Annotated in this window: 18 protein-coding genes; 7 read left to right on the top strand and 11 right to left on the bottom strand. The window is 30.3% G+C overall.

Features of this window, described 5'->3' with window-relative positions; translation table 11 throughout:
* The first annotated feature begins 267 nt into the window (after positions 1-267).
* Positions 268-1374: an AI-2E family transporter gene (locus G9F71_RS02445; protein ID WP_164951031.1), complete on the top strand. Its 1107-nt coding sequence runs from the start codon at positions 268-270 to the stop codon at positions 1372-1374.
* 9 nt (positions 1375-1383) lie between these two features.
* On the opposite strand, the gene tsaD is transcribed toward G9F71_RS02445, so the two are convergent.
* Positions 1384-2406, bottom strand: coding sequence for a tRNA (adenosine(37)-N6)-threonylcarbamoyltransferase complex transferase subunit TsaD (gene tsaD / locus G9F71_RS02440; protein WP_124997253.1), 1023 nt, complete (start codon positions 2404-2406; stop codon positions 1384-1386).
* A 258-nt stretch (positions 2407-2664) separates the two neighbouring features.
* On the opposite strand from tsaD, the gene G9F71_RS02435 reads away from it, so the two are divergent.
* From G9F71_RS02435 to G9F71_RS02425, 3 genes are all read left to right on the top strand, one after another.
* Positions 2665-3303, top strand: a complete 639-nt coding sequence (locus tag G9F71_RS02435) for a RusA family crossover junction endodeoxyribonuclease (RefSeq protein WP_164951032.1) — start codon at positions 2665-2667, stop codon at positions 3301-3303.
* A 99-nt stretch (positions 3304-3402) separates the two neighbouring features.
* Positions 3403-3546 carry a hypothetical protein gene (locus G9F71_RS02430; RefSeq protein ID WP_164951033.1) on the top strand — a complete coding sequence of 48 codons (144 nt, stop codon included), beginning with the start codon at positions 3403-3405 and terminating at the stop codon, positions 3544-3546.
* Between the two features lie 153 nt (positions 3547-3699).
* Positions 3700-4809 carry a branched-chain amino acid aminotransferase gene (locus G9F71_RS02425; RefSeq protein WP_258880961.1) on the top strand — a complete coding sequence of 370 codons (1110 nt, stop codon included), beginning with the start codon at positions 3700-3702 and terminating at the stop codon, positions 4807-4809.
* A gap of 50 nt (positions 4810-4859) precedes the next feature.
* On the opposite strand, the gene G9F71_RS02420 is transcribed toward G9F71_RS02425, so the two are convergent.
* Both G9F71_RS02420 and glgP read right to left on the bottom strand, forming a co-directional pair.
* On the bottom strand, positions 4860-5693 hold the full coding sequence (locus G9F71_RS02420; protein ID WP_164951034.1) for a hypothetical protein: 834 nt from the start codon (positions 5691-5693) through the stop codon (positions 4860-4862).
* A gap of 118 nt (positions 5694-5811) precedes the next feature.
* A complete protein-coding gene (gene glgP / locus G9F71_RS02415) occupies positions 5812-7431 on the bottom strand; it encodes an alpha-glucan family phosphorylase (protein WP_164951035.1) in 1620 nt (539 codons plus the stop codon).
* Between the two features lie 277 nt (positions 7432-7708).
* Here glgP and G9F71_RS02410 point away from each other — a divergent pair, with 277 nt between their 5' ends.
* Complete coding sequence (locus tag G9F71_RS02410) at positions 7709-8320, top strand: DUF4230 domain-containing protein (protein WP_164951036.1); 612 nt, start codon at positions 7709-7711, stop codon at positions 8318-8320.
* A gap of 85 nt (positions 8321-8405) precedes the next feature.
* On the opposite strand, the gene G9F71_RS02405 is transcribed toward G9F71_RS02410, so the two are convergent.
* The 4 genes from G9F71_RS02405 to G9F71_RS02390 form a co-directional block, all read right to left on the bottom strand.
* Positions 8406-9350: an ROK family protein gene (locus tag G9F71_RS02405; RefSeq protein ID WP_164951037.1), complete on the bottom strand. Its 945-nt coding sequence runs from the start codon at positions 9348-9350 to the stop codon at positions 8406-8408.
* A 285-nt stretch (positions 9351-9635) separates the two neighbouring features.
* Positions 9636-10475, bottom strand: coding sequence for a TPM domain-containing protein (locus G9F71_RS02400; protein ID WP_374197411.1), 840 nt, complete (start codon positions 10473-10475; stop codon positions 9636-9638).
* Positions 10476-10485: 10 nt separating this feature from the next.
* Entirely contained in the window at positions 10486-11055 is a 570-nt protein-coding gene (locus tag G9F71_RS02395; protein ID WP_164945158.1) for a LemA family protein, read from the bottom strand.
* A 281-nt stretch (positions 11056-11336) separates the two neighbouring features.
* On the bottom strand, positions 11337-12347 hold the full coding sequence (locus G9F71_RS02390; RefSeq protein WP_164951038.1) for a MarR family transcriptional regulator: 1011 nt from the start codon (positions 12345-12347) through the stop codon (positions 11337-11339).
* A gap of 366 nt (positions 12348-12713) precedes the next feature.
* Between G9F71_RS02390 and G9F71_RS02385 the strand changes: the two genes are divergently transcribed.
* On the top strand, positions 12714-14378 hold the full coding sequence (locus tag G9F71_RS02385; protein ID WP_164951039.1) for a SulP family inorganic anion transporter: 1665 nt from the start codon (positions 12714-12716) through the stop codon (positions 14376-14378).
* A 64-nt stretch (positions 14379-14442) separates the two neighbouring features.
* On the opposite strand, the gene G9F71_RS02380 is transcribed toward G9F71_RS02385, so the two are convergent.
* Positions 14443-14841 carry a CoA-binding protein gene (locus G9F71_RS02380; protein ID WP_164951040.1) on the bottom strand — a complete coding sequence of 133 codons (399 nt, stop codon included), beginning with the start codon at positions 14839-14841 and terminating at the stop codon, positions 14443-14445.
* 209 nt (positions 14842-15050) lie between these two features.
* Here G9F71_RS02380 and G9F71_RS02375 point away from each other — a divergent pair, with 209 nt between their 5' ends.
* Positions 15051-17051, top strand: a complete 2001-nt coding sequence (locus tag G9F71_RS02375; RefSeq protein WP_164951041.1) for a fructose-1,6-bisphosphatase — start codon at positions 15051-15053, stop codon at positions 17049-17051.
* 99 nt (positions 17052-17150) lie between these two features.
* Here G9F71_RS02375 and G9F71_RS02370 read toward each other — a convergent pair whose 3' ends face one another.
* The 3 genes from G9F71_RS02370 to G9F71_RS02360 all read right to left on the bottom strand — a co-directional run bounded on the left by G9F71_RS02370 (position 17151) and on the right by G9F71_RS02360 (position 20742).
* A complete protein-coding gene (locus G9F71_RS02370) occupies positions 17151-18434 on the bottom strand; it encodes a S1C family serine protease (protein ID WP_164951042.1) in 1284 nt (427 codons plus the stop codon).
* A 353-nt stretch (positions 18435-18787) separates the two neighbouring features.
* The gene (gene pepT / locus G9F71_RS02365) at positions 18788-20014 is read right to left on the bottom strand and encodes a peptidase T (RefSeq protein WP_164951043.1); all 1227 of its coding nucleotides are present in this window, start codon (positions 20012-20014) and stop codon (positions 18788-18790) included.
* 137 nt (positions 20015-20151) lie between these two features.
* The gene (locus G9F71_RS02360) at positions 20152-20742 is read right to left on the bottom strand and encodes a DUF1836 domain-containing protein (RefSeq protein WP_124997222.1); all 591 of its coding nucleotides are present in this window, start codon (positions 20740-20742) and stop codon (positions 20152-20154) included.
* Positions 20743-20903 lie beyond the last annotated feature (161 nt).

Genomic DNA, 20903 nt, shown 5'->3' with positions numbered 1-20903 from the left:
ATTCAAAATATTTTTTATATGATTTGTTACTCTTTTAATATTTATTTTACTAAATAAAAAAACTTTTATGATTTTATATGAGTTATAAAATCAGTAATAATTTAGAATCTATTGCACATAAGAAAAGTGTACCATTATATTTAAAGCTTTACAATTTCTTTTACATAAAAAATACAGATTACTGATATTTTATATACAAAATTTATGATATAATCGTTTAATGACACTATTACTAAAAAAATCATTAATTAAGGAAGTGAATTAAACTTGTTTAACGATAAAAAAATCCCTTATATAAAATTAATTCCTATAATTTTATTATCATTTATTTTATTAAGAGTAGTAAATGATATAGAAGTACTTACAACTTCCTTTAGCGTTTTTATATCCTACATAAGTTCCTTTATATGGGCATTCGGTATTGCTTACTTATTAAACCCTATAATGGTTAGTATTGAAAAAAAATTCCATACAAAACGTGCTTTAACTTTACTTATTATATATGTATGTGTTTTAGGCATATCATTTTTTAGTATCACCATACTAACCCCCAATATAGGTGTAAGTATTCGTGAATTGACAGATGCCACTCCTGGGTACATAGCTAAAACTCAAATTTGGGTTTCTAATAATATGGATAAGATTCAATTACTTGATAAATATGGTATAACCAAATATTTAGAAGAAACTGCCTCAACATTCATGTCTAATTTAACTAGGTACCTAAATACAGGTATTAATTTCGCTTTCCTCACAGCTGTAGGCTTTACCTCTTCTTTTATGAAGTTTTTGCTTGGATTTGTTGTATCTCTGTATCTTTTAAAGGATAAAGAGATATTAATACTTAATATAAAGAGACTGATTTATGCAATCTTAAAAAAAGAAAATGCAGATAGTTTACTAAAATTTAGTAAAGAAGCGAATTCTATTTTTTCAGGTTTTGTTATAGGTAAATTTATTGACTCTGTTATTATTGGTTTTATATGTTTTGTGGGCCTTAGCATTTTAAAAATGCCTTATGTTGCACTTATAAGCTTAATAGTCGGAGTTACAAATATGATTCCTTATTTTGGACCATTAATTGGAATGGTTCCCGCTTTCTTTATTACTCTACTTGATAGCCCTGTAAAAGCTCTTTGGGTACTTTTATTCATAATTATTCTTCAACAATTTGATGGATTATATTTAGGTCCAAAGATCCTTGGAAAATCTGTTGGTTTAAGTCCCCTGCTTATTATCCTTTCCATACTAATAGGTGGTGGAACCTTTGGCGTTCTTGGTATGTTCCTTGCAGTACCCACCATGGCCATTGTTATACTACTGGCTGAAAGATTCATTAATAGGAGACTAAAAGAAAAGGATATTAAGTTATAATATCCTTTCCTATCTTTCTCCAAGTTTTAAGTTTGGTATTGCATTGAGTTTTAGACCAGAAACTCTTTCTCTAATTAATTCAAAGTAAGCTGCACTTCCAATCATAGCTGCATTATCAGTGCAAAGCACCATTTCTGGAAACAGAACTTTTATATTTTTCTTTTGCCCTTCTTTTATCATAGTTTCTCTAAGGCAAGAATTTGATGCTACCCCACCAGCTATTGTTATCTTATCTACACCCTTTATTTCACATGCCTCTAATGCATTATGAACCAAAACATTAACCACAGCCTTTTGAAAAGATGCTGCCACATCAGGTACATTAATCTCCTCGTTTTTCATGTTCATTTTATTTAGGTAATTTAGCACCGAAGATTTAACTCCGCTAAAGGAAAAATCTAAGCTATTGTCATGAAAATTAGCTCTTGGAAATTTTATAGCATCTGCATTTCCTTGTTTTGCTATTTTATCTATTTTAGGCCCACCAGGATACCCAAGTCCAATAGCACGAGCCACCTTATCAAAGGCTTCTCCCGCTGCATCATCTCTAGTTTGACCCATAACTTCAAACTCACCGTGATCTTTCATATATACAACAAATGTATGCCCACCTGAAGCTACCAAACATACAAATGGTGGCTCTAGCTCCTTATATTGAATGAAATTAGCACTAATATGACCTTCTATATGATTAACTCCAATTAATGGTTTATTAGTTGCATATGCCAGTCCCTTAGCATATTGAACACCTACAAGTAATGCTCCAACTAGCCCTGGCCCATAAGTTACTCCTATTGCATCTATATCATCTAGTGTGACTTTAGCTTCATCTAAAGCCTCTTGAACTACAGCACTTATTACTTCTATATGTTTCCTAGATGCCACTTCCGGAACAACGCCTCCAAATTTTTCATGTATATCTATTTGTGATGCAATAATATTTGATAAAATTTCGCGACCATTAACTACTACCGCTGCCGCTGTCTCATCACAACTCGATTCTATTGCAAGTATTTTAATCTTCTTTTCCATTATTTTTACCCACCTTTAATATAGTTTATATAATTTTCCAGCTATGTTCATAAGCCTTCTAAAAATTTTCGTATCTATTAATAACACAAATTAATTATACTTTATTGAGTTTAGCTTTTCAAATCTTTATATGCATTTTTAAGTGTCCTTACTGAGTATCTATACTTTATGATATAATTGTGTATGTGATTATATCATAGAAAATTAAGTTAAGACTAATAATTATCATCTATTGGAAATAGATTCTAGGGGGAAAATATGAGTAACACCTATGCAAAGGTCATAATAAAAGGCTCGCCTATTTCAAAATCTAATTTTAAACTATTCAACATGAATGGAAGAGCTATTTTGCCTTATAATTCCGGCAAATACCATGATAGATATGCTTTATATGAAGAAGAAATTGCTTATCAATGTAGAATTCAAAATTCCAATATTTTTTTAACAGAGTCTCTTATTGCTGTTCTAAAGGTATATTATAAAAGTATAAAAAGACATCCGGACACAAACAACATAACAAAGAGTATCTTTGATGGTATAGAGAAAAGTGGACTTATAGTAAATGATGCCCAAGTTACAAGACTCATTATTGAGGAGTTTTATGATACGGAAAACCCCAGATTTGAATTAGAGCTTTTTGGTGAAAGTACCTATGCTATGAATTACTCAATAGTTGAAAAGAAAGAGAAGAAGCAACCTATTAATTATGATCCACCTTCAAATAAGAAAAAAATAATAGGTTCTAAAGCTAATAAATCAAGTTCTGTGGTGGTTAATAGCTGCTCCTCAAAACTCATATGTGAAATATGTGGAAAATCAGTATTAAAGGATAACTGTATTTCTGCAAACAAAGGTAAAACTTCGCTCTGCAAAACCTGCTTCAAAAAATTATTTTAATAAATTTCAAAATGGAATAAACTGTCCCTCTTCATATATACATAATACCAATAAATATGGCTATGCTATTAATATAAAATATGAAGGGAGACATCACTCATGAACAGAAATAAAAAAACTAAGAACAAAAAGATTAATGAGGCTATAAATAACATGGAAAACAGTACGAGTTTTGAATCTTTAAATAATATGCATAATAATAAGTTTCAGGATAAAAAAAATAATCCTGAAGGATTAGAGTGATAATTTTTAATAATACAATACAATAATGAGTTTAATAATCATAAAATGAATAAAAAGTTGCATTAATGAATTGAAAATTCTATTAATGCAACTTTTTATTCATTTTAAAAATATTCTGAATTTATTTTATTAAATTGCTAATAATAATGTGACATGTCCACATTTTATGTTATAATACTCATATATTACATATATTTTAGTTTCAAAAAAAAATTACATAATAGGAGGATTCATATGAAAACAAATGTTAATATCGATTGGAATAATTTAGGTTTTGATTACATGAAGACAGATTTAAGGTATGTTTCAATATGGAAAGATGGCAATTGGGACGCAGGAAATCTAGTTGAAGATAACAATATTACTATAAGTGAGGCTTCAACAGCTATTCATTATGGACAACAATGTTTCGAAGGCTTAAAAGCTTATCGTACAAAGGATGGTAAAATTCAACTGTTTAGACCTGATGAAAATGCTAAACGTATCAATAGAAGTTGTAATCGTATTCTTATGCCTGAAATACCTGTTGAAAAATTTATTGATGCATGTATTCAAGTTGTTAAAGCAAATGAAGCTTACGTTCCACCATATGGAACTGGCGCAACACTTTATCTTAGACCTTATGTAATAGGTATTGGTGATAATCTTGGAGTAAGAACAGCACCTGAATTTTTATTCGGCATATTCTGTTGCCCTGTAGGTGCTTACTTCAAAGGTGGAATGTCTCCAGTAAACTTTATGATTTCAGAAGAATTTGATAGAGCAGCACCACACGGAACTGGCGCTGCAAAAGTTGGTGGAAATTATGCTGCAAGTCTTTTAGCTCATGTACAAGCTGTAGAAAAAGGATTTGCAGACTGTATCTACCTTGATCCTGCAACTCATACTAAAATTGAAGAGGTTGGTGCTGCAAACTTCTTTGGAATTACTAATGATGATGTATTTGTAACTCCAAAATCACCATCAATACTTGCTAGTATAACTAAATACTCACTATTACACGTTGCAAAAGAATATTTAGGATTGAAAACAGAAGAAAGAGATGTTCTAATTAACAATCTTTCTGAATTTAAAGAAGCAGGCGCATGTGGTACTGCTGCTGTAATATCTCCTATCGGTGGTATAGAGTATAAAAATGAACTTCATGTTTTCCACAGTGAGACAGAAGTAGGTCCAGTTACTACAAAACTTTATAATACTCTTTATGGAATCCAATTTGGGGACGTAGAAGCTCCAAAAGGATGGATTGTAGAAGTAAAATAATAATTAGTACAATAAAAGGTTTACCAATTTTTATATTGGTAAACCTTTTTTTATTTTTTTATTTCCTTATTACCATTTTCTGTGTAAGATATTTCATTAGTTCCATTTTTATTTGTAATTTTTTTTCTTACTAATAGGTCCCTGCCTCCTGCATCTTTTAGATGTGAATGGTGATGAATTGTATTATCTATAACCTTATTTACATTATCAATTACGTCTTTGCTAAGCCTAGTATATGAATCACTTTCAAATATAGTGTTTTTCACACTATTTTTAATTACATCAAAACGAGTGAAATTATTGAATTGTAAATTTTCAAACTCATTATTTATATTTTCGATTTCTAAAAGGCTTTCTCCAACTAATTCAAATAACTCTTTTAGAACCTCGTTATTTTTAATTATTCCAGGAATTTTAACACTAATTGTACTTTCAGTCTTGGCAGGAGATTGACCTACCTCTTCACTTACTATTTCCAATAATATATCTGATTGGGTGTTTATTAATTCTCTAATAGTCTTATTCTGTAAAAATCTTTTAATAGCCACATCACTGTTACTTCTAACAACAAATTTATCACTTAAATCATCATAATTTACTTTTATATCCTGCATATCAAAAAAATTCAGGAAATAATTATTAAAATACTCACCAAACACCTTAAATCTAAAACCATGTTTATTTGAAAATACGCAATAAACTCTAGTATATACAGGCTCATTTCTACTATGTGAATTATAAGTATCTAAAACAATAATCCAATCATGAAATTTTTTTATAACTTCGTAATTCTTAAAAACTGCATCTTTAACAATAAATTCAGCTTCTATATCAGCACTTAGCATTTTCCATACATCTTCATGTGTAGGACCAAATAACCTCATTAATTTCATCTCCTTTTATGTAGCTATACCTACCTATATAATAACTTATCTCCATTGTAAATTCTAGTATTTCCCATTGTAAATAGAAAAAAACCATGATTTTATCATGGTTTTTTTATTATTTTATATACAGCTTATTATAGTATTCATCTAACATTCTCTCTACTGAAAATTCATAGCTTGTAGTTTTAATACTTTCTTTCATCATTTCTGCCCACTTTTCTCTATTTCCATAATAAGTAGTCATAACTCTATTTATTAAAGTGTCATAAAGAGCCTGCGTATCATGTTTATCTAATTCTACTAGAGGTAAATCATCAAGACCTACTCCATCTCCAAATTGCCATCCATTTACACCATCATTGCAAGCTTCCGGCCACCAACCATCTAGAATAGAACAGTTAAGGACACCATTCATCGCAGCTTTCATTCCTGAAGTTCCACTGGCCTCCAAAGGTCTTCTTGGATTGTTTAACCATATATCTGAACCTCTAGTTAGCATTCCTCCTATATTCATGTCGTAATTTTCTAGGAATACTACACTGTTTGGATACTTCTTCATCATTCTTACAAGCTTTGCCACTATTTCTTTTCCTATATCATCAAGGGGATGAGCTTTTCCTGAAAATACAATTTGAACTTTACCACTTTTTAGTAGTGGAGATATAATCTCTTCCTTTGTAAATATCAAATCGCTTCTCTTATAGGGTGCAGCCCTTCTTGAAAATCCAATAAGTAACTTATCTGCATCTAGCTCTGCGCCTGTTCTTTCCTTAATAAATTCTATTAGCTCCTTTTTAACAATCATGTGGTTTGCCCATAAGTCTCCATTGTTTTCATAGGCATTAGTAATTCGAGCATCTACCCAAGTTGGTTTATGAATTCCATTAGTTATACCAATAATTTCGGACCTTCCAGCAACAGTTTTCCACATTTTATTTGCTGTTGAGCTGTGAAGCTGTGCTACGGCATTTGCCTTTCTTGATAATCTAAGTCCAGCTACCGTCATATTAAATGGTTCTCCACCAAATCTAATCATTTGCTGCCTAGTTAATCCATTAAATGCGCCCATATACTCTAATTTGGAAACCTCATGAGATTCGTTACCTTCAACTATTGGCGTATGAGTTGTAAATACTACCTCTTCACGGGTTTTATTCCAAGACTCCTCAAAACTAAATCCTGATTGCATTTTTTCTTTTATAAGTTCTGTAGCGGCTAAGGCTGCATGACCTTCATTGAAATGGTATACATCTATAGGAATATCTAGGGCTCTTAAAGCTTTAACTCCCCCAATACCTAATACTATTTCTTGAGCAATTCTTTCTTCTCCAAACCAGCCATACAGCTGTCCAGTTATCCAGTTATCACCATTCTCTGGTATATCAGTATCTAAAAGGTATAGTGGGTTATTTCCAAATTCCTCTAATTTCCAAACCTTACACACTACATCTATATCCCTTATCTTAACAGTTACTTTCACCCCTGTATCTTGCATGAAATCATATTCATAATTATGATATGTATCATAAGCTTTTCCATTTTTATCTATAAGTTGATCAGTATATCCTTGTTTCCACTTAAGCCCTATTCCCACAAGTGGAAGATTTAAATCTTTAGCTCCTTTTAAATGGTCACCTGCAAGTATTCCGAGGCCTCCTGCATAAGCTTTAAAATCTGGATGTAGCCCATACTCCATACAAAAATAAGCAACTCTTGGAAGATTATTATTATCCATTAATTTTCCCCTCCTATAATTCTTTTTAATATTAAATCATCATCTATTTTAATTTTCATGTCTTAATAAATTTTCAGTCTATTTTAATTGTAGCTTTTATAGTTATTATACATAATTTTTTTAATTAGTGCAACCGTTTGCATTAAAATATTTTCTATTAATTATTTTTCCCTACTTATACAAGTAATGATCTTTTCTTCTGAAATGCTATTAACTACCATATAATATATTAGCCATATTATATTATCATTTTACTATTATAAGGAGTTGCTTTAGCATGAATTTAAAATCAGCCTTCAAACCTATAAAACGCAAAAATAAACTTATTTTTTTAATTATACTATTATGTATAACTATCTCATCAATAATGATTTATTCCATTATAAACAATTTTAATAAGGATAAAGTTATAAGCACTACTGTTATTGCAGAAAGGTTATCAAAAATATCAGAGCTATCCACAACAAAATATAGCTATTCTAATATAATAGCTCTAACAGATAGCAAAAAAATCAAAGATTTCCATATTCCCTTTACTGAAAAGTCCTTTTTAATCAAATACAGTGGCTATATTAAAGCAGGGGTAGATTTAAAAGATTTAGATATTGTTGTACTTCAAAAAAATATTACTATAACTTTAAAAAAATCTAAAATTCTTGATCATGTAATAAATAATGAAGATTTTTTTGTTTATGATGAAAAATCCTCAATGTTTAACAAACTTAGTATTCAGGATATGATAAATGAAATCAGTAATCAGAAAAACAAGGTTGAAGGCGATTTAATTAAAACAGGATTTTTAGAGGGCGCTAATGCTAATGCTAAATTGCTTTTACAAGGCATTTTATGGGATATGGGTTTTGAAAATGTAACCATAATTTTCAAATAAATCACATTTAAAAATTAAAAAAATCACCATGAAAATTTATCAAATTTAATAAGTTTTCATAGTGATTAAAAGAATATCGTTAAATCTATAGTTTGTCCAACATCGCCGCCCCAATAATACCAGCATCATTTCCTAGCGTTGCAATCTTTATGTAACAAACGGGTATTTCTTTAAACAATTTGTGTTTTTTAATATCACTCAGTAGCAATTCCATAAAAAATTCCCCAGCTGCTGAAACTCCACCGCCAATGCCTATCATTGTTACATCCAAGATATTTAATATATTACAAATTCCTATAGAAAAATATTTAACGAATCTCTCTACAACTAAATTAGCTAATTTATCTCCTTGTTTTGCAGAATCAAAAATTATTTTAGCATCGATTTCATCCAAACCATTTACTTTTTTAAGTATTAATGTATCCTGCGGATTTTCATTTATCAATTTTTTAGCATACTTAATTATACCTGTGGCTGAAGTAAAGGTTTCAAAGCAACCATTATTACCACAAGCACAATTATAAAAATTTTCTCCTACTGTCATGTGTCCTATTTCTGCTGCCGCTCCATTTTTCCCTCTATATAATTTACCATTTAAAATTATTCCGCCTCCAACACCAGTTCCTAAGGTTAAAAAGACTGAATTTAAATGATTTTTCATTGTTCCAAATAAATACTCACCACCAGCTGCAGCGTTTGCATCATTTTCTATGAATATTCTTTTACCAGTTTTTTCTTTAAGTATTTTGCATATATCTACATTTTTCCATCCTAAATTTACACATTCTTTTATTATTCCGCTCTTATAATCAACCAATCCTGGAACTCCAATACCTATAAGTTCAATGTCATCTATAGAAATATGGGAGACTTCCAAGGTTTTATATATTAAATTAACCATATCCTCGATTATTACTAGTGAGCTTCTTGAAGCTAAAGTTGGTGTGCTTTTTTTAAGGACTATATCCCCTTCATTTGTAACAATACCTACAACTATATTAGTTCCACCTAAATCAATCCCTATGCGCATAATTTTTACCTATCCTCTCATCTTTAATTAGCTCTTCTTTTAAAAAATACCTAGTCAGAGTACTAGTCTATTTTCTGATAATTTATATAATATAATCTTATAAATGTTTAAAAGCAGAAAGTAAATTGTTTTTCTGCTTTTTAACCTTTAATTCCTCTAGCATGATACTAGAGGCCACATTTTTAATATGCCTATTAATATTATACTTTTAAATTTATAAAATTAACACTGTAATATAATCCAATAATTTAGTTGATTTTTATTATATTCCACTAAATCAATATCTTACCATCCTCCTGAGGAACCTCCACCACTTGATGACCCTCCTCCAAAGCCTCCAGAATCACCTCCTGAACCGCCTCCAAACCCGCCACCATTTCTTCCACCCCGTCTACCTATGGAACTCCAAAATAGTAATGTAATTATAAATCTAGTTATTCTGCCTCTATTAAAAATAAAATCAAGAAACACTAATACAATAACTCCTATTACTAAAATTCCATTGGACTTTTTAGTCATGTTTGGATTTTTTGCACTTTCACTATACCTTGGAACATTAATATTTTTATCTAGCTTCACTTCATATTCTTTAGCTATACTATCAGATAAAACTGAATATGCTGCCCTAATTCCCTGTCCATATTGATTTACCTTGAATTTTGGCACTGCAAAATCATTCATTACCCTTGAGGAGTATATATCTGTAATAGCTCCTTCTAGAGCTGTACCTACTTCTACTCTCCATTTTTTATCTTTTACTGATAATAAAATTAATAATCCATTATTCTTATCCTTTTGCCCTATACCCCAGTTTCTAAAAATACCATTGGCATAAGATTCTATAGTTTCTCCCTGCAGTGAATCTATAACCACAACAGTAGCCTGGGCACCTGTTTTATCTTCTAATTCCTTACCTACTGACAAAATATATTGCATGGAGTCACCATCTATCACTTTGGCATAATCATTAACATATTTTAACTGTGTAGGTCTTGGAAATTTAATCTCTGCATTTACTAAATCAATCGCCATTATCCCACTTAGTAAAAATATGCTTATCATAAGCGCCAAAATGTTTTTCGGTTTAATCTTCTTTCTCGTTAATTTAATTAAATAAGTCTTCATAATTTAACTCCTACTTACTAAAGTTAACTTTTGGCACTTCTTTAGCTGATTCACTAGCTTTATAATATGCTCTTTCTTGAAATCTAAAAATTCCTGCAATGATTGTATTTGGAAATTTTTTAATAGTGGTGTTATAATTATCTACACTTTTATTATAATCCTGTCTTGCTATCCCTATTCTATTTTCAGTACCCTCTAATGCTGCTGTTAAATCCCTAAAATTAGCACTAGATTTTAAATCTGGATACCTTTCTACAACTACTAAAAGCCTTGAAAGTGCACTACCAAGTTCACTATCTGCCTTTGCTTTATCCCCTACAGTTTGTGCACCTCCCAGTTTTGCCCTAGCCTCAGCTATTTTAATAAAAATATCTTTCTCTTGAGAGGCATAACCCTTCACAGTTTCTACTAAATTTGGGATTAAATCCGATCTTCTCTGAAGTTGAGTATCTATGTTTCCTTCTGCCACCTTTACCTTTTGTTCTAAACTCACCATTTTATTGTAGCCTCCAATAATAGGCATTGCTATTACTAGAATAATTGCTACAACAATTGCAATGGTTCTTAAAGTTTTATTCATCTCTATACCACCTTTCTATTTTATAGAATTTATAATAGTTGTTAATTATTTAATTATTAAATCAAACTTGCCCTTATATAATAAGTTATGAATTGTATAAGGATACTATACTAATTTGCTATTTATTATTAAAAATTATGTATTATTCGAGAAAGATATTTTCTTAATATACCACAAAGCGCTCTAAATATTTTGTAATAATAAAAGCAAAAAAAAAATAAGCCCCGTTACCATAAAAATAAAATCAGCAACTCCATGGGCTATATTAGAAATTTCAATTGTCAAAATGCTTTATTTTTAATAATATCAAAGGTCTTTTTTATATATTCCTCTGTTTTATGATTTCCTAATCTATTATTCATTTTACTTAAAAGGCCATTTAACTTTAACATATCCTTAGAATTTATATCTTTCAATTCTTCAAATATCAAGAGTGTTTTTTGATTTTTAGTGTAGTCTTCTATTATCAAATTTTCACCAAGCTCCGATATATCTAAGTAATGGGCATTTTTTATTAAAGCCTTTTCTTTATGAATAAATTCCTTATTATTTAAATTTTTTACTATCACATGAACTGTAGAAGGTGACCAAAAACTAATTTCACTTAATTCGCTTGAAGTAATTCCAGGGAAAGCCGCTATTATCCATAAGGCTCTAAGTTGAGGATACGTAACATTAAATTCCTTAAGTGGTTCTCTATGATTACTTTTAACAGTTAAAATGAATGTTCTCAGAAGGTTATATATACTAATTGTCTTTTTTATAATACTAACCGTATTCATATCAAAATCTTTGAAATCAATTTTTAAATTCATTTCATTAATCTTCTTAATATAGTCGAAAATAAATTCTTTCTTTTCTTTTATGATAATTCTAGTAAAAATATCTATAATAAAATCTAATTCACTATGCGAAAATATGCCTATTAAGTCAAAAAGATAAAACTTTTTTTGCTTATCTTGTTTGTTTATATCAATAAGCCAATTACCCATTTCTGTTAATTGAAACTTGTATACTTTTTTATTTATAGTTTCTTCTTTAAATATCAACTTTTTATTCATTAAAATCTTAATCATGTTACTAACTGTAGGTGAAGTCCAACATCCAATTCTTGCAATATTACTAAGTGAAGTTCCTGGATACACTTTAATAATCCAAAGAACCCTAAGTTGTGGTAGTGTTATACCAGAAGGTTCCACCATCCGTCCATAATTAGATTCAATTTTCAAAAAAGCGTATCTTGCTAGATTATATAACGAATGTACATTAAACAAATACTCACTTTGTTCCATAATATCCCCTTATATGCTTTAATATGCCAGTTATTATTTATATAAATCACTATTTTCATTTGCTGCCTATTGTTTAATAGATTGTACCAAAGATATTATAGCAAATCAACAAAAGGATTTCATCTTATGATAAAGTGCACATTACTAATTGTTTTTTTTCGCAAAATATGATATTATTATACATGATATGTAGTATTTAATATTGCGTATAGTTAAATATAATTTTATTGTTTTTAAGATTTTTATCTTAAGAACTAATATATTTATAATAAGATAATGTTAGAAATGACTAATTTCAAGTAAAATAATACTTGAATATACTTTATTTCTAATATTCGAATACTAATTAAATAGAGGAGTGAAAATATGTTCGTGCCAAAACTGTTTACCTGTTTAAAAACCTATTCAAAGGATCAATTTGTTAAAGATTTTATTGCTGGAATTATTGTTGCCATTATTGCCCTACCTCTAGCTATAGCTCTTGCCATAGCATCTGGCGTCTCTCCTGAAAAAGGAATTTACACTGCTATTGTAGGTGGCTTTATAGTCTCTTTACTAGGAGGAAGTAGGGTTCAAATTGGAGGTCCCACCGGCGCTTTTGTAGTTATTGTATTTGGTATTATTGAGAAATTTGGCATTGATGGCCTAATCGTAGCTACAATAATGGCAGGCTTCTTTCTTATAATAATGGGCTTTTTTAAATTTGGCGGTATGCTAAAATTCATTCCTTACCCTATTACCACTGGATTTACAAGCGGTATTGCTGTTATTATTTTTTCCACTCAAATTAAAGATTTTTTTGGTCTAACCATGAAAACCGTGCCCTCAGACTTTATTCCTAAATGGGGTGCTTATTTAAATAGTTTTAACACTTTAAATTTACAAAGTATGCTTATGGGTATTTTTTCACTTTTAATAATTATATTTTGGCCTAAAATAAATAAAAAAATTCCAGGAACGCTTATTGCAATAGTATTAACTACTATAATAACTCTTTTATTTAATTTGAATATAGAGACCATTGGAAGTCGTTTTGGTGATATTTCAAGTTCATTGCCTGCTATTTCTCTTCCTCATACTTCTTTTGCTATGATAAAAGAGCTAATGCTTCCAGCTCTAACCATCGCAATTTTAGGTTCAATAGAATCCTTATTATCTGCTGTAGTAGCTGATGGTATGATTGGTGGTTCACACCGTTCTAACATGGAGCTTGTGGCTCAAGGCGTCGCTAATATTTGTTCTGGACTCGTGGGCGGCATTCCTGTAACTGGTGCCATAGCAAGAACTGCGGCAAATGTAAAAAATGGTGGTAGAACACCCATTGCGGGTATTGTTCATTCACTGGCTCTATTACTGATACTTCTAGTATGTATGCCCTATGTAAAACTTGTACCTATGTCATCTTTAGCCGCAATATTAATTATAGTGTCTTATAATATGGGTGAATGGGAAGCTTTCCAAAGAATACTTAAAGCTCCTAAAAGCGATGCTATAGTGCTTTTAGTTACTTTTTCATTAACAATTTTCTTTGATTTAGTAATTGCTATAGGGATAGGTCTACTTCTTGCCTCATTACTATTTATGAAAAGAATGGCCGATGTTTCAGATGTGCGATATATTCTTGATGAATATGAAGATAAAGATCAAATAGAACTTATCGATAGCATAAAAACTCCTGAAAATGTATCTTTATATGAAATTAATGGTCCTTTCTTTTTCGGTGCAGCAGACAAGTTTATGCATGCAATTAGAGAAATAGGTATTCCTACTAAAATATTAATTGTAAAAATGTCCAATGTACCGGCTATGGATGCCACAGGATACCATGCATTAGAAATGCTTTATGATATTTGCAAAAAACATCACACTCACTTAATAATATTAAATCTTCAGTCACAGCCTACTACTGTTCTTGGTAAATACGGATTTATAGATGCTTTAGGAGTAGAAAATATCTGCAATAATATTGATGAAGCTATTGAAAGAGCTAATATCTTATTAGAAAAACCTAATGCACTACTTAAAATATAAAGTTTTGTAAGTTTTAAAAAAGGTGCACTGGCATGAGCCGTGCACCTTTTTTTAAACCATATAATTAAATTTTACCTAATTCTACATATAAGCATTCATGGAAAACAATATTTAGTTCATTATTTTTGGCCTTATCTAAAACTTCTTGGTTATAAGAACCTGGTTGAAACCATACATTATCTATTCCAAAATCTATAATTTCATCTAGAGCTCTTAAGGCTACATTAGGATTTACTATAACACTAACTGCATCTACAGCTTCTGGTAAATCCTTTAATGAATTATAAATTTTAGTTCCATTTATTTCATCGTATTTAGGATTTATTCCATACACTGTATATCCCTTTTTCTTAAGTAGCATTAATATTTTATATCCAAACTTACTTTCATCTGGCGATGCTCCAATTAATGCCCACTTCTTCATTTTAACCATTTCATCACTTTTAATTTTTATATCTTTCATATATACCTCCTATTTTTTTTGCTTTATTAAATAATTATCTAAAGATTATACTTTTGTAGTGTTTTTGTCAACTAATCCATATTAAAATAAAAAATATTTTGTTTTCATAATACAATACTCCATAATAATGTATTATAATATTAAGTGTAGCCTTTATATTAAATAGGCTACACAAATAAAATTATGAAAGTTATAAAGGAGAGTCAAAAATGATATTTTCTAGTGAGACACCAGTTGATACTATAGAAGAAGATTTGAGATACCTTACGTTATTGGCTAGCAAGTATCCTACAATTCCAGATGCTTGTACAGAAATCATAAATTTACAGGCTATTTTAAATCTACCTAAAGGAACTGAGCATTTTCTTACAGATGTTCATGGGGAATATGAATCTTTTACTCATGTTCTTAGGAATGCCTCTGGAGTAATCAAACGAAAGATTAATGATATTTTTGGTAATTCACTTAGAGAGATTGAGAAAAAAGAACTAGCAACCATTATATATTATCCAGAACAAAAATTAGACCTAGCACTTAGAGAAGAACTTGATATAGATGATTGGTACAAAATTACCCTTCATAAGCTTATTAAAATTTGTAGAACCATCTCCTCTAAATATACTAGATCTAAAGTTAGAAAAGCACTGCCTCCAGATTTTGCATACATTATTGAAGAATTACTCCACGAACAACAAAACACCTTTAATAAACAGGAGTATTACAATGGAATTATTCAAACTATAATTAAAATTGGTAGAGCTAAAGAATTTATAGTTGCTATTTCAAACCTAATTCAAAGGCTTACTATAGATAGACTTCATATTTTAGGCGATATTTATGATAGAGGTCCCGGTGCTCATATAATCTTAGATACCCTTATGCACTACCACTCTATTGATATACAATGGGGTAACCACGATATACTTTGGATGGGAGCCGCCGCTGGCTCTGAAAGTTGCATTGCTAATGTTCTTCGTATTTCAACCAGATATGCAAATTTAGATACTGTGGAGGAAGGTTATGGTATAAACTTATTACCACTAGCAACCTTCGCCTTAGATTTTTATAAAGATGACCCCTGCAAATCCTTTAAGCCTAAACTTTTCCCTGAAAATAATTATAGAGAAAATGACCTTAATTTAATGTCTCAAATGCATAAGGCCATTACTATAATTCAGTTTAAACTTGAAGGTGCTATAATAAAAAGATGCCCTAATTATGAAATGCAAAACAGATTACTTCTCCATAAAATAGATTATGAAAAGGGTACCATAGATATCGACGGAAAAGAATATATACTAAACGATACTAATTTCCCAACTATAGATCCCAAAGACCCTTATAAATTAACCCAGGAGGAAAGAGAACTTGTAGGCAAGCTTAAATCTTCTTTCTCAAATAGTGAAAAGCTTCAAAAACATGTACGTTTTCTATATTCTAAAGGAAGTATGTACTTAAAGTACAACTCCAACTTGCTTTATCATGGATGTATTGCACTAAACGCAGATGGTAGCTTTAAGAAAATGAAAATAGACAATATTACTTATAGTGGAAAATCCTATATAGATCGAACTGAGCGAATAGCAAGAGAAGCTTACTTTGGGAAAGTTGATTCGGAATCTAAGCTTTATGCCTTAGACTCCATATGGTATTTATGGTGCGGTTCAAACTCTCCATTATTTGGTAAAGATAAAATGACTACCTTTGAAAGGTACTTTATAAATGACAAAAGTACTCATAAAGAAATTAAGAACCCATATTATAACTATAGAGACGATGAATCAATATGCAATAATATATTGTCTGAATTTGAATTAAACCCCAATGAATCACATATTATAAATGGTCATGTTCCAGTTAAGACCAAACAAGGTGAAAGTCCTATAAAGGCTAATGGTAAACTTTTAGTTATTGATGGTGGCTTTTCTAAGGCCTATCAACCAGAGACAGGCATAGCTGGATATACTCTTATTTATAATTCCTATGGATTGCTACTGGCATCCCATGCTCCTTTTGAATCTACTCAGAAAGCTATCGATGAAGGGAAGGATATTCTTTCTTCTACTATAGTTTTAGAAAAATCTACGAATCGTATTCGTGTAACAGATACTGATGTAGGCCTCGAAATTAAGGATCAAATTAAAGATTTAGAGCTACTTCTTACAGCATATAGAAAAGGCCTTATTAAAGAACAACGGGTAACCCTATAACTAACTTTCTATATCATCACTCACCTACAGAAATAGGTGAGTGATCTTCTAGAATGCCATTAAAGCCACTTAACGCATATTGCGCCAAGTGGCTTTAATTTAAACAGAAAGTGTTAAATTTACTTTTATTGTTTTACTATCTCTAACTAATTCTACTTTAACTACATCACCGGCTTTATGTGTACCTTTAATCTTATTTAGTTCATCCACAGTTTTAATCTTTTTGCCATCGAACTGTACAATAATATCCCCAGGTGCTATCCCGGCTTTTTCTGCAGCACTAAACTCCTTTATTTGTGAAACATACACGCCTACTGGAATATTGTATTGCTTGGAAATGTCTGCGGTTATGTCTCTACAAGAAATTCCAATATTAAGAATTGGTTTAATTAAAGCATCCATTTTAGGGTTTACTGTATTAATTGGTATTGCAAAACCCAATCCTTCTACACCTTCTTGACCTATTTTAGCAGTATTTATTCCTATAACTTGCCCCTTAGTATTCACAAGTGGGCCACCACTATTCCCTGGGTTAATAGCTGCATCTGTTTGGATAAATTTCAAATCTTTATTTTCAATGCTTACTTGCCTATTAACTGCACTAACAATTCCTGTAGTAACAGATCCTAAAAATTCTTTTCCTAAGGGATTACCAATTGCTACTACTGATTCTCCTACTTCAAGCTTATCTGAATCTCCAAATTGAGCAACACCCGGAACTTTAGTTCCATCTGCTAATTTAATTACAGCCACATCTGCTGCAGCATCATAATTAACTATTTTTGCAGAAACTTCCCGTCCATCACTAAGCATAACTTTAATATTCTGTGCTCCGCTTATAACATGATAATTAGTTAAAATATATCCATCTTCACTAAATATCATACCAGTACCAACACCTTCTGGCTGAGTACCCTGCCCTCTAACCGCGCTACTTACACTCGTACTATTGGTAGAAATTGCAACTACTGCTGGACTTACCTTTTTTACAATTTCAGGTACAGTTAAATTTTCTGTACTACTAGCAGGTATAAGCTTTGCTTTTGAATTACTAGCAACCGTTGTAGCAGTTGTTTGGGGTGTATTAGTAGTGCTTGCATTTTTCATCATATTCATCGTAACAACAGCAGAACCTACACCTCCAAGTGTAGAGCATATCGCACCTACTATTATATAGGATACTATTCTTTTTCTCATACCACCTTTATCTTTTTTCACATTTTTATCATTTATTTCAGTATATTTAGTATCTTCTAATTGTAGACGCAACGTTTCACTTTGTTTTTCACTAAGCACATCTTTAGTTACATTTACATTTTGCTCAGTATTAATATTTTCCTGTGAGTCATTTATATTCTCACCCCAATTATTATTTTCGTTCATATTATTTACCTCCTTATTGGAATTGGTTTCTATAGGTATATAAAAGTTATTATCTCTTATCTAACTTTAAATTATAGTAAATAGGATATTTATATTCCTTTTTGAATTTCTGCTTGTATTTTACCTTTAAGTATATATTAATACTTATATGTTACAGTTTAGTGTCAACTTTATTAACAAACCTTTAATAAATATTGTACATTTTTAAAACATTATTTATTATTTACTCTTTGGTTAGTATAGACAATTATTTGTATTTATAAAAAAATAGTGAAATTATTATATAAAATATAATGATTTCACTATTTAACTACAATTCATCATTGAGTTGTTATTGATTTTCACAGGTCTTATTATTTACCAGCATATAGTTCAACTATTTTAAGTATTACCTCAACAGCTTTTTCCATAGCAAATGTAGGTATGAATTCATATTTACCATGGAAATTATGTCCACCTGCAAATATATTTGGTGTAGGAAGTCCCATAAATGAAAGCCTTGCACCATCTGTACCGCCTCTAATAGGTACCATTATAGGATTTACCCCTACCTGCTTCATAGCCAAAAATGCTGTATCTACAATATGTTTAACTGGCTCTATTTTTTCTTTCATATTAAAATACTGGTCCTTTATTTCTATTTCAACGGTTCCAGTACCGTATTTGTCATTTAGTGTCTTTACTATATTTTTGATAAATGTTTTTCTATTTTCATAGCTTTCAGCATCAAAATCTCTTATGATATATTGAAGTTTTGTTCCTTCAACGTCTCCATTAAGAGATATTAAATGATAAAATCCTTCATACCCTTCTGTAGTACCTGGTGTCTCATTTGATGGCAATGAATTCATAAATTCGTTTGCTATAAGTGTAGAGTGAATCATTTTTCCTTTTGCTGAACCTGGGTGAACATTTCTGCCATGAATAGAAATTTTTGCTCCTGCCGCATTAAAATTTTCAGACTCTAATTCCCCAATAGTACCGCCATCCATAGTATATGCAAAATCTGCAGCAAATTTTTTCACATCGAAAAGATCTGCCCCACGTCCCACTTCTTCATCTGGTGTAAATCCAATACAAACCTTACCATGTGGAAAGCTAGGATTTTCTATTAAATATTCTACAGCAGTCATTATCTCAGAAATTCCAGCCTTATCATCAGCTCCTAGTAGTGTAGTTCCATCTGTAGTTATAAGAGTTTTTCCTATATAATTCTTGAGCTCTGGAAAATCTTTTGGGGATAATACTATATTATTTTCTTTATTTAATATTATGTCTTCTCCATCATAGTTGTAAACAAATTTAGGATTAACATTTTTTCCTGACATATCTGGAGCCGTATCCATATGTGCTATAAATCCTATTGTTGGTATATCTTTTTCTACATTTGACGGAATAGTCGCCATTACATATCCATTATCATCTATACTTACCTCTTGTATACCCATTTCCTTTAATTCAGCAACTAATTGTTTACCAAGTATCATTTGACCATTTGTACTTGGAACGGTAGTTGATTCCTCATCAGATTTAGTATCGTAGCTTACATATTTTAAAAATTTTTCTACAACTTTTGACATACACCCATCTCCTTATTTTCATGTACCTAATTGATTTTATTTATTGTATACATTTACATTATACTACAATAAGTCCAAATTTTAAACAATGATAATAAGACATTTTTATATTTCAAAAATAAGATCTATAAAATTTATTATTTTTTATTTAAAAAATTATCAATTAATTTTTCTGCCATTCTCTTTTGCATATTAGCTTTATTAATAAGTAACAGTACCATTAATATTAATTCTATTAACTCACCATCCGCTTTTCCCATTTCTTTAATTCTACCCTTTATAAATTCCCTATCTTTATCTATATCACTTACAAAATTTTGATTTTGAACTTCTTTGATATCTAAAAAACTATTGTACAAATTTTCTAATGAAAGACTTGTACCCTTTGGAGCTTTCATGTCAATAATAGAATCAAAAATTATATTAATATCATTAATTGATATACTCTGCTTTAAATTATAAATAAGCATTAACAGTATCATATGCTCATTAGTATATTTCTTGTTTTTTGCCGGCATCAATACTTTACCCTTGGTATAATTATTAATCATAGTTTTTGTAAGAATCTTATCATCATCATTTCTTTTAAGACTTCCAAGCTTTTCATTAAAGAAAGTTGTAACTTGATCCATATATAAATCTACGCAAGGTATTTCCATTAAAGTAATATCTTTTGTTCCTATAATCTCTTCTACCAATTTATCTAAGCTTTCCTTGTTATAATCCATTTCTTTCACCTCCTCTTCATTATATAGTATTAATTACTAGTAATCCACAAATAAGAGTAATCTATATGTACTAGTGCTTATGAATTACTAGAATTACTTTAATATATTTGTAGCATTTTTAAGCTATATGTTGCAATTTAATAACAATTTAAATTATTGCC

The sequence above is a fragment of the Clostridium sp. FP2 genome (genome assembly GCF_011065955.2).
Lineage (GTDB): Bacteria > Bacillota > Clostridia > Clostridiales > Clostridiaceae > Clostridium_AD > Clostridium_AD tagluense.
This window is presented reverse-complemented; position numbering and strand designations above follow the sequence as displayed.

Bases quoted from the DNA above. Each gene is read 5' to 3' on its own strand.
- pepT (WP_164951043.1), bottom strand. From the start codon at position 20,014: ATGTCAAAAGTTGTAGAAAAATTTTTAAAATATGTAAGCTACGATACT.
- G9F71_RS02435 (WP_164951032.1), top strand. From the start codon at position 2,665: ATGAGTAACACCTATGCAAAGGTCATAATAAAAGGCTCGCCTATTTCA.
- G9F71_RS02420 (WP_164951034.1), bottom strand. From the start codon at position 5,693: ATGAGGTTATTTGGTCCTACACATGAAGATGTATGGAAAATGCTAAGT.
- G9F71_RS02370 (WP_164951042.1), bottom strand. From the start codon at position 18,434: ATGAACGAAAATAATAATTGGGGTGAGAATATAAATGACTCACAGGAA.
- G9F71_RS02385 (WP_164951039.1), top strand. From the start codon at position 12,714: ATGTTCGTGCCAAAACTGTTTACCTGTTTAAAAACCTATTCAAAGGAT.
- G9F71_RS02410 (WP_164951036.1), top strand. From the start codon at position 7,709: ATGAATTTAAAATCAGCCTTCAAACCTATAAAACGCAAAAATAAACTT.
- G9F71_RS02425 (WP_258880961.1), top strand. From the start codon at position 3,700: ATGTCCACATTTTATGTTATAATACTCATATATTACATATATTTTAGT.
- G9F71_RS02400 (WP_374197411.1), bottom strand. From the start codon at position 10,475: ATGAAGACTTATTTAATTAAATTAACGAGAAAGAAGATTAAACCGAAA.
- G9F71_RS02360 (WP_124997222.1), bottom strand. From the start codon at position 20,742: ATGGATTATAACAAGGAAAGCTTAGATAAATTGGTAGAAGAGATTATA.
- glgP (WP_164951035.1), bottom strand. From the start codon at position 7,431: ATGGATAATAATAATCTTCCAAGAGTTGCTTATTTTTGTATGGAGTAT.
- G9F71_RS02390 (WP_164951038.1), bottom strand. From the start codon at position 12,347: ATGGAACAAAGTGAGTATTTGTTTAATGTACATTCGTTATATAATCTA.
- G9F71_RS02430 (WP_164951033.1), top strand. From the start codon at position 3,403: ATGAACAGAAATAAAAAAACTAAGAACAAAAAGATTAATGAGGCTATA.
- tsaD (WP_124997253.1), bottom strand. From the start codon at position 2,406: ATGGAAAAGAAGATTAAAATACTTGCAATAGAATCGAGTTGTGATGAG.
- G9F71_RS02395 (WP_164945158.1), bottom strand. From the start codon at position 11,055: ATGAATAAAACTTTAAGAACCATTGCAATTGTTGTAGCAATTATTCTA.
- G9F71_RS02405 (WP_164951037.1), bottom strand. From the start codon at position 9,350: ATGCGCATAGGGATTGATTTAGGTGGAACTAATATAGTTGTAGGTATT.
- G9F71_RS02375 (WP_164951041.1), top strand. From the start codon at position 15,051: ATGATATTTTCTAGTGAGACACCAGTTGATACTATAGAAGAAGATTTG.
- G9F71_RS02380 (WP_164951040.1), bottom strand. From the start codon at position 14,841: ATGAAAGATATAAAAATTAAAAGTGATGAAATGGTTAAAATGAAGAAG.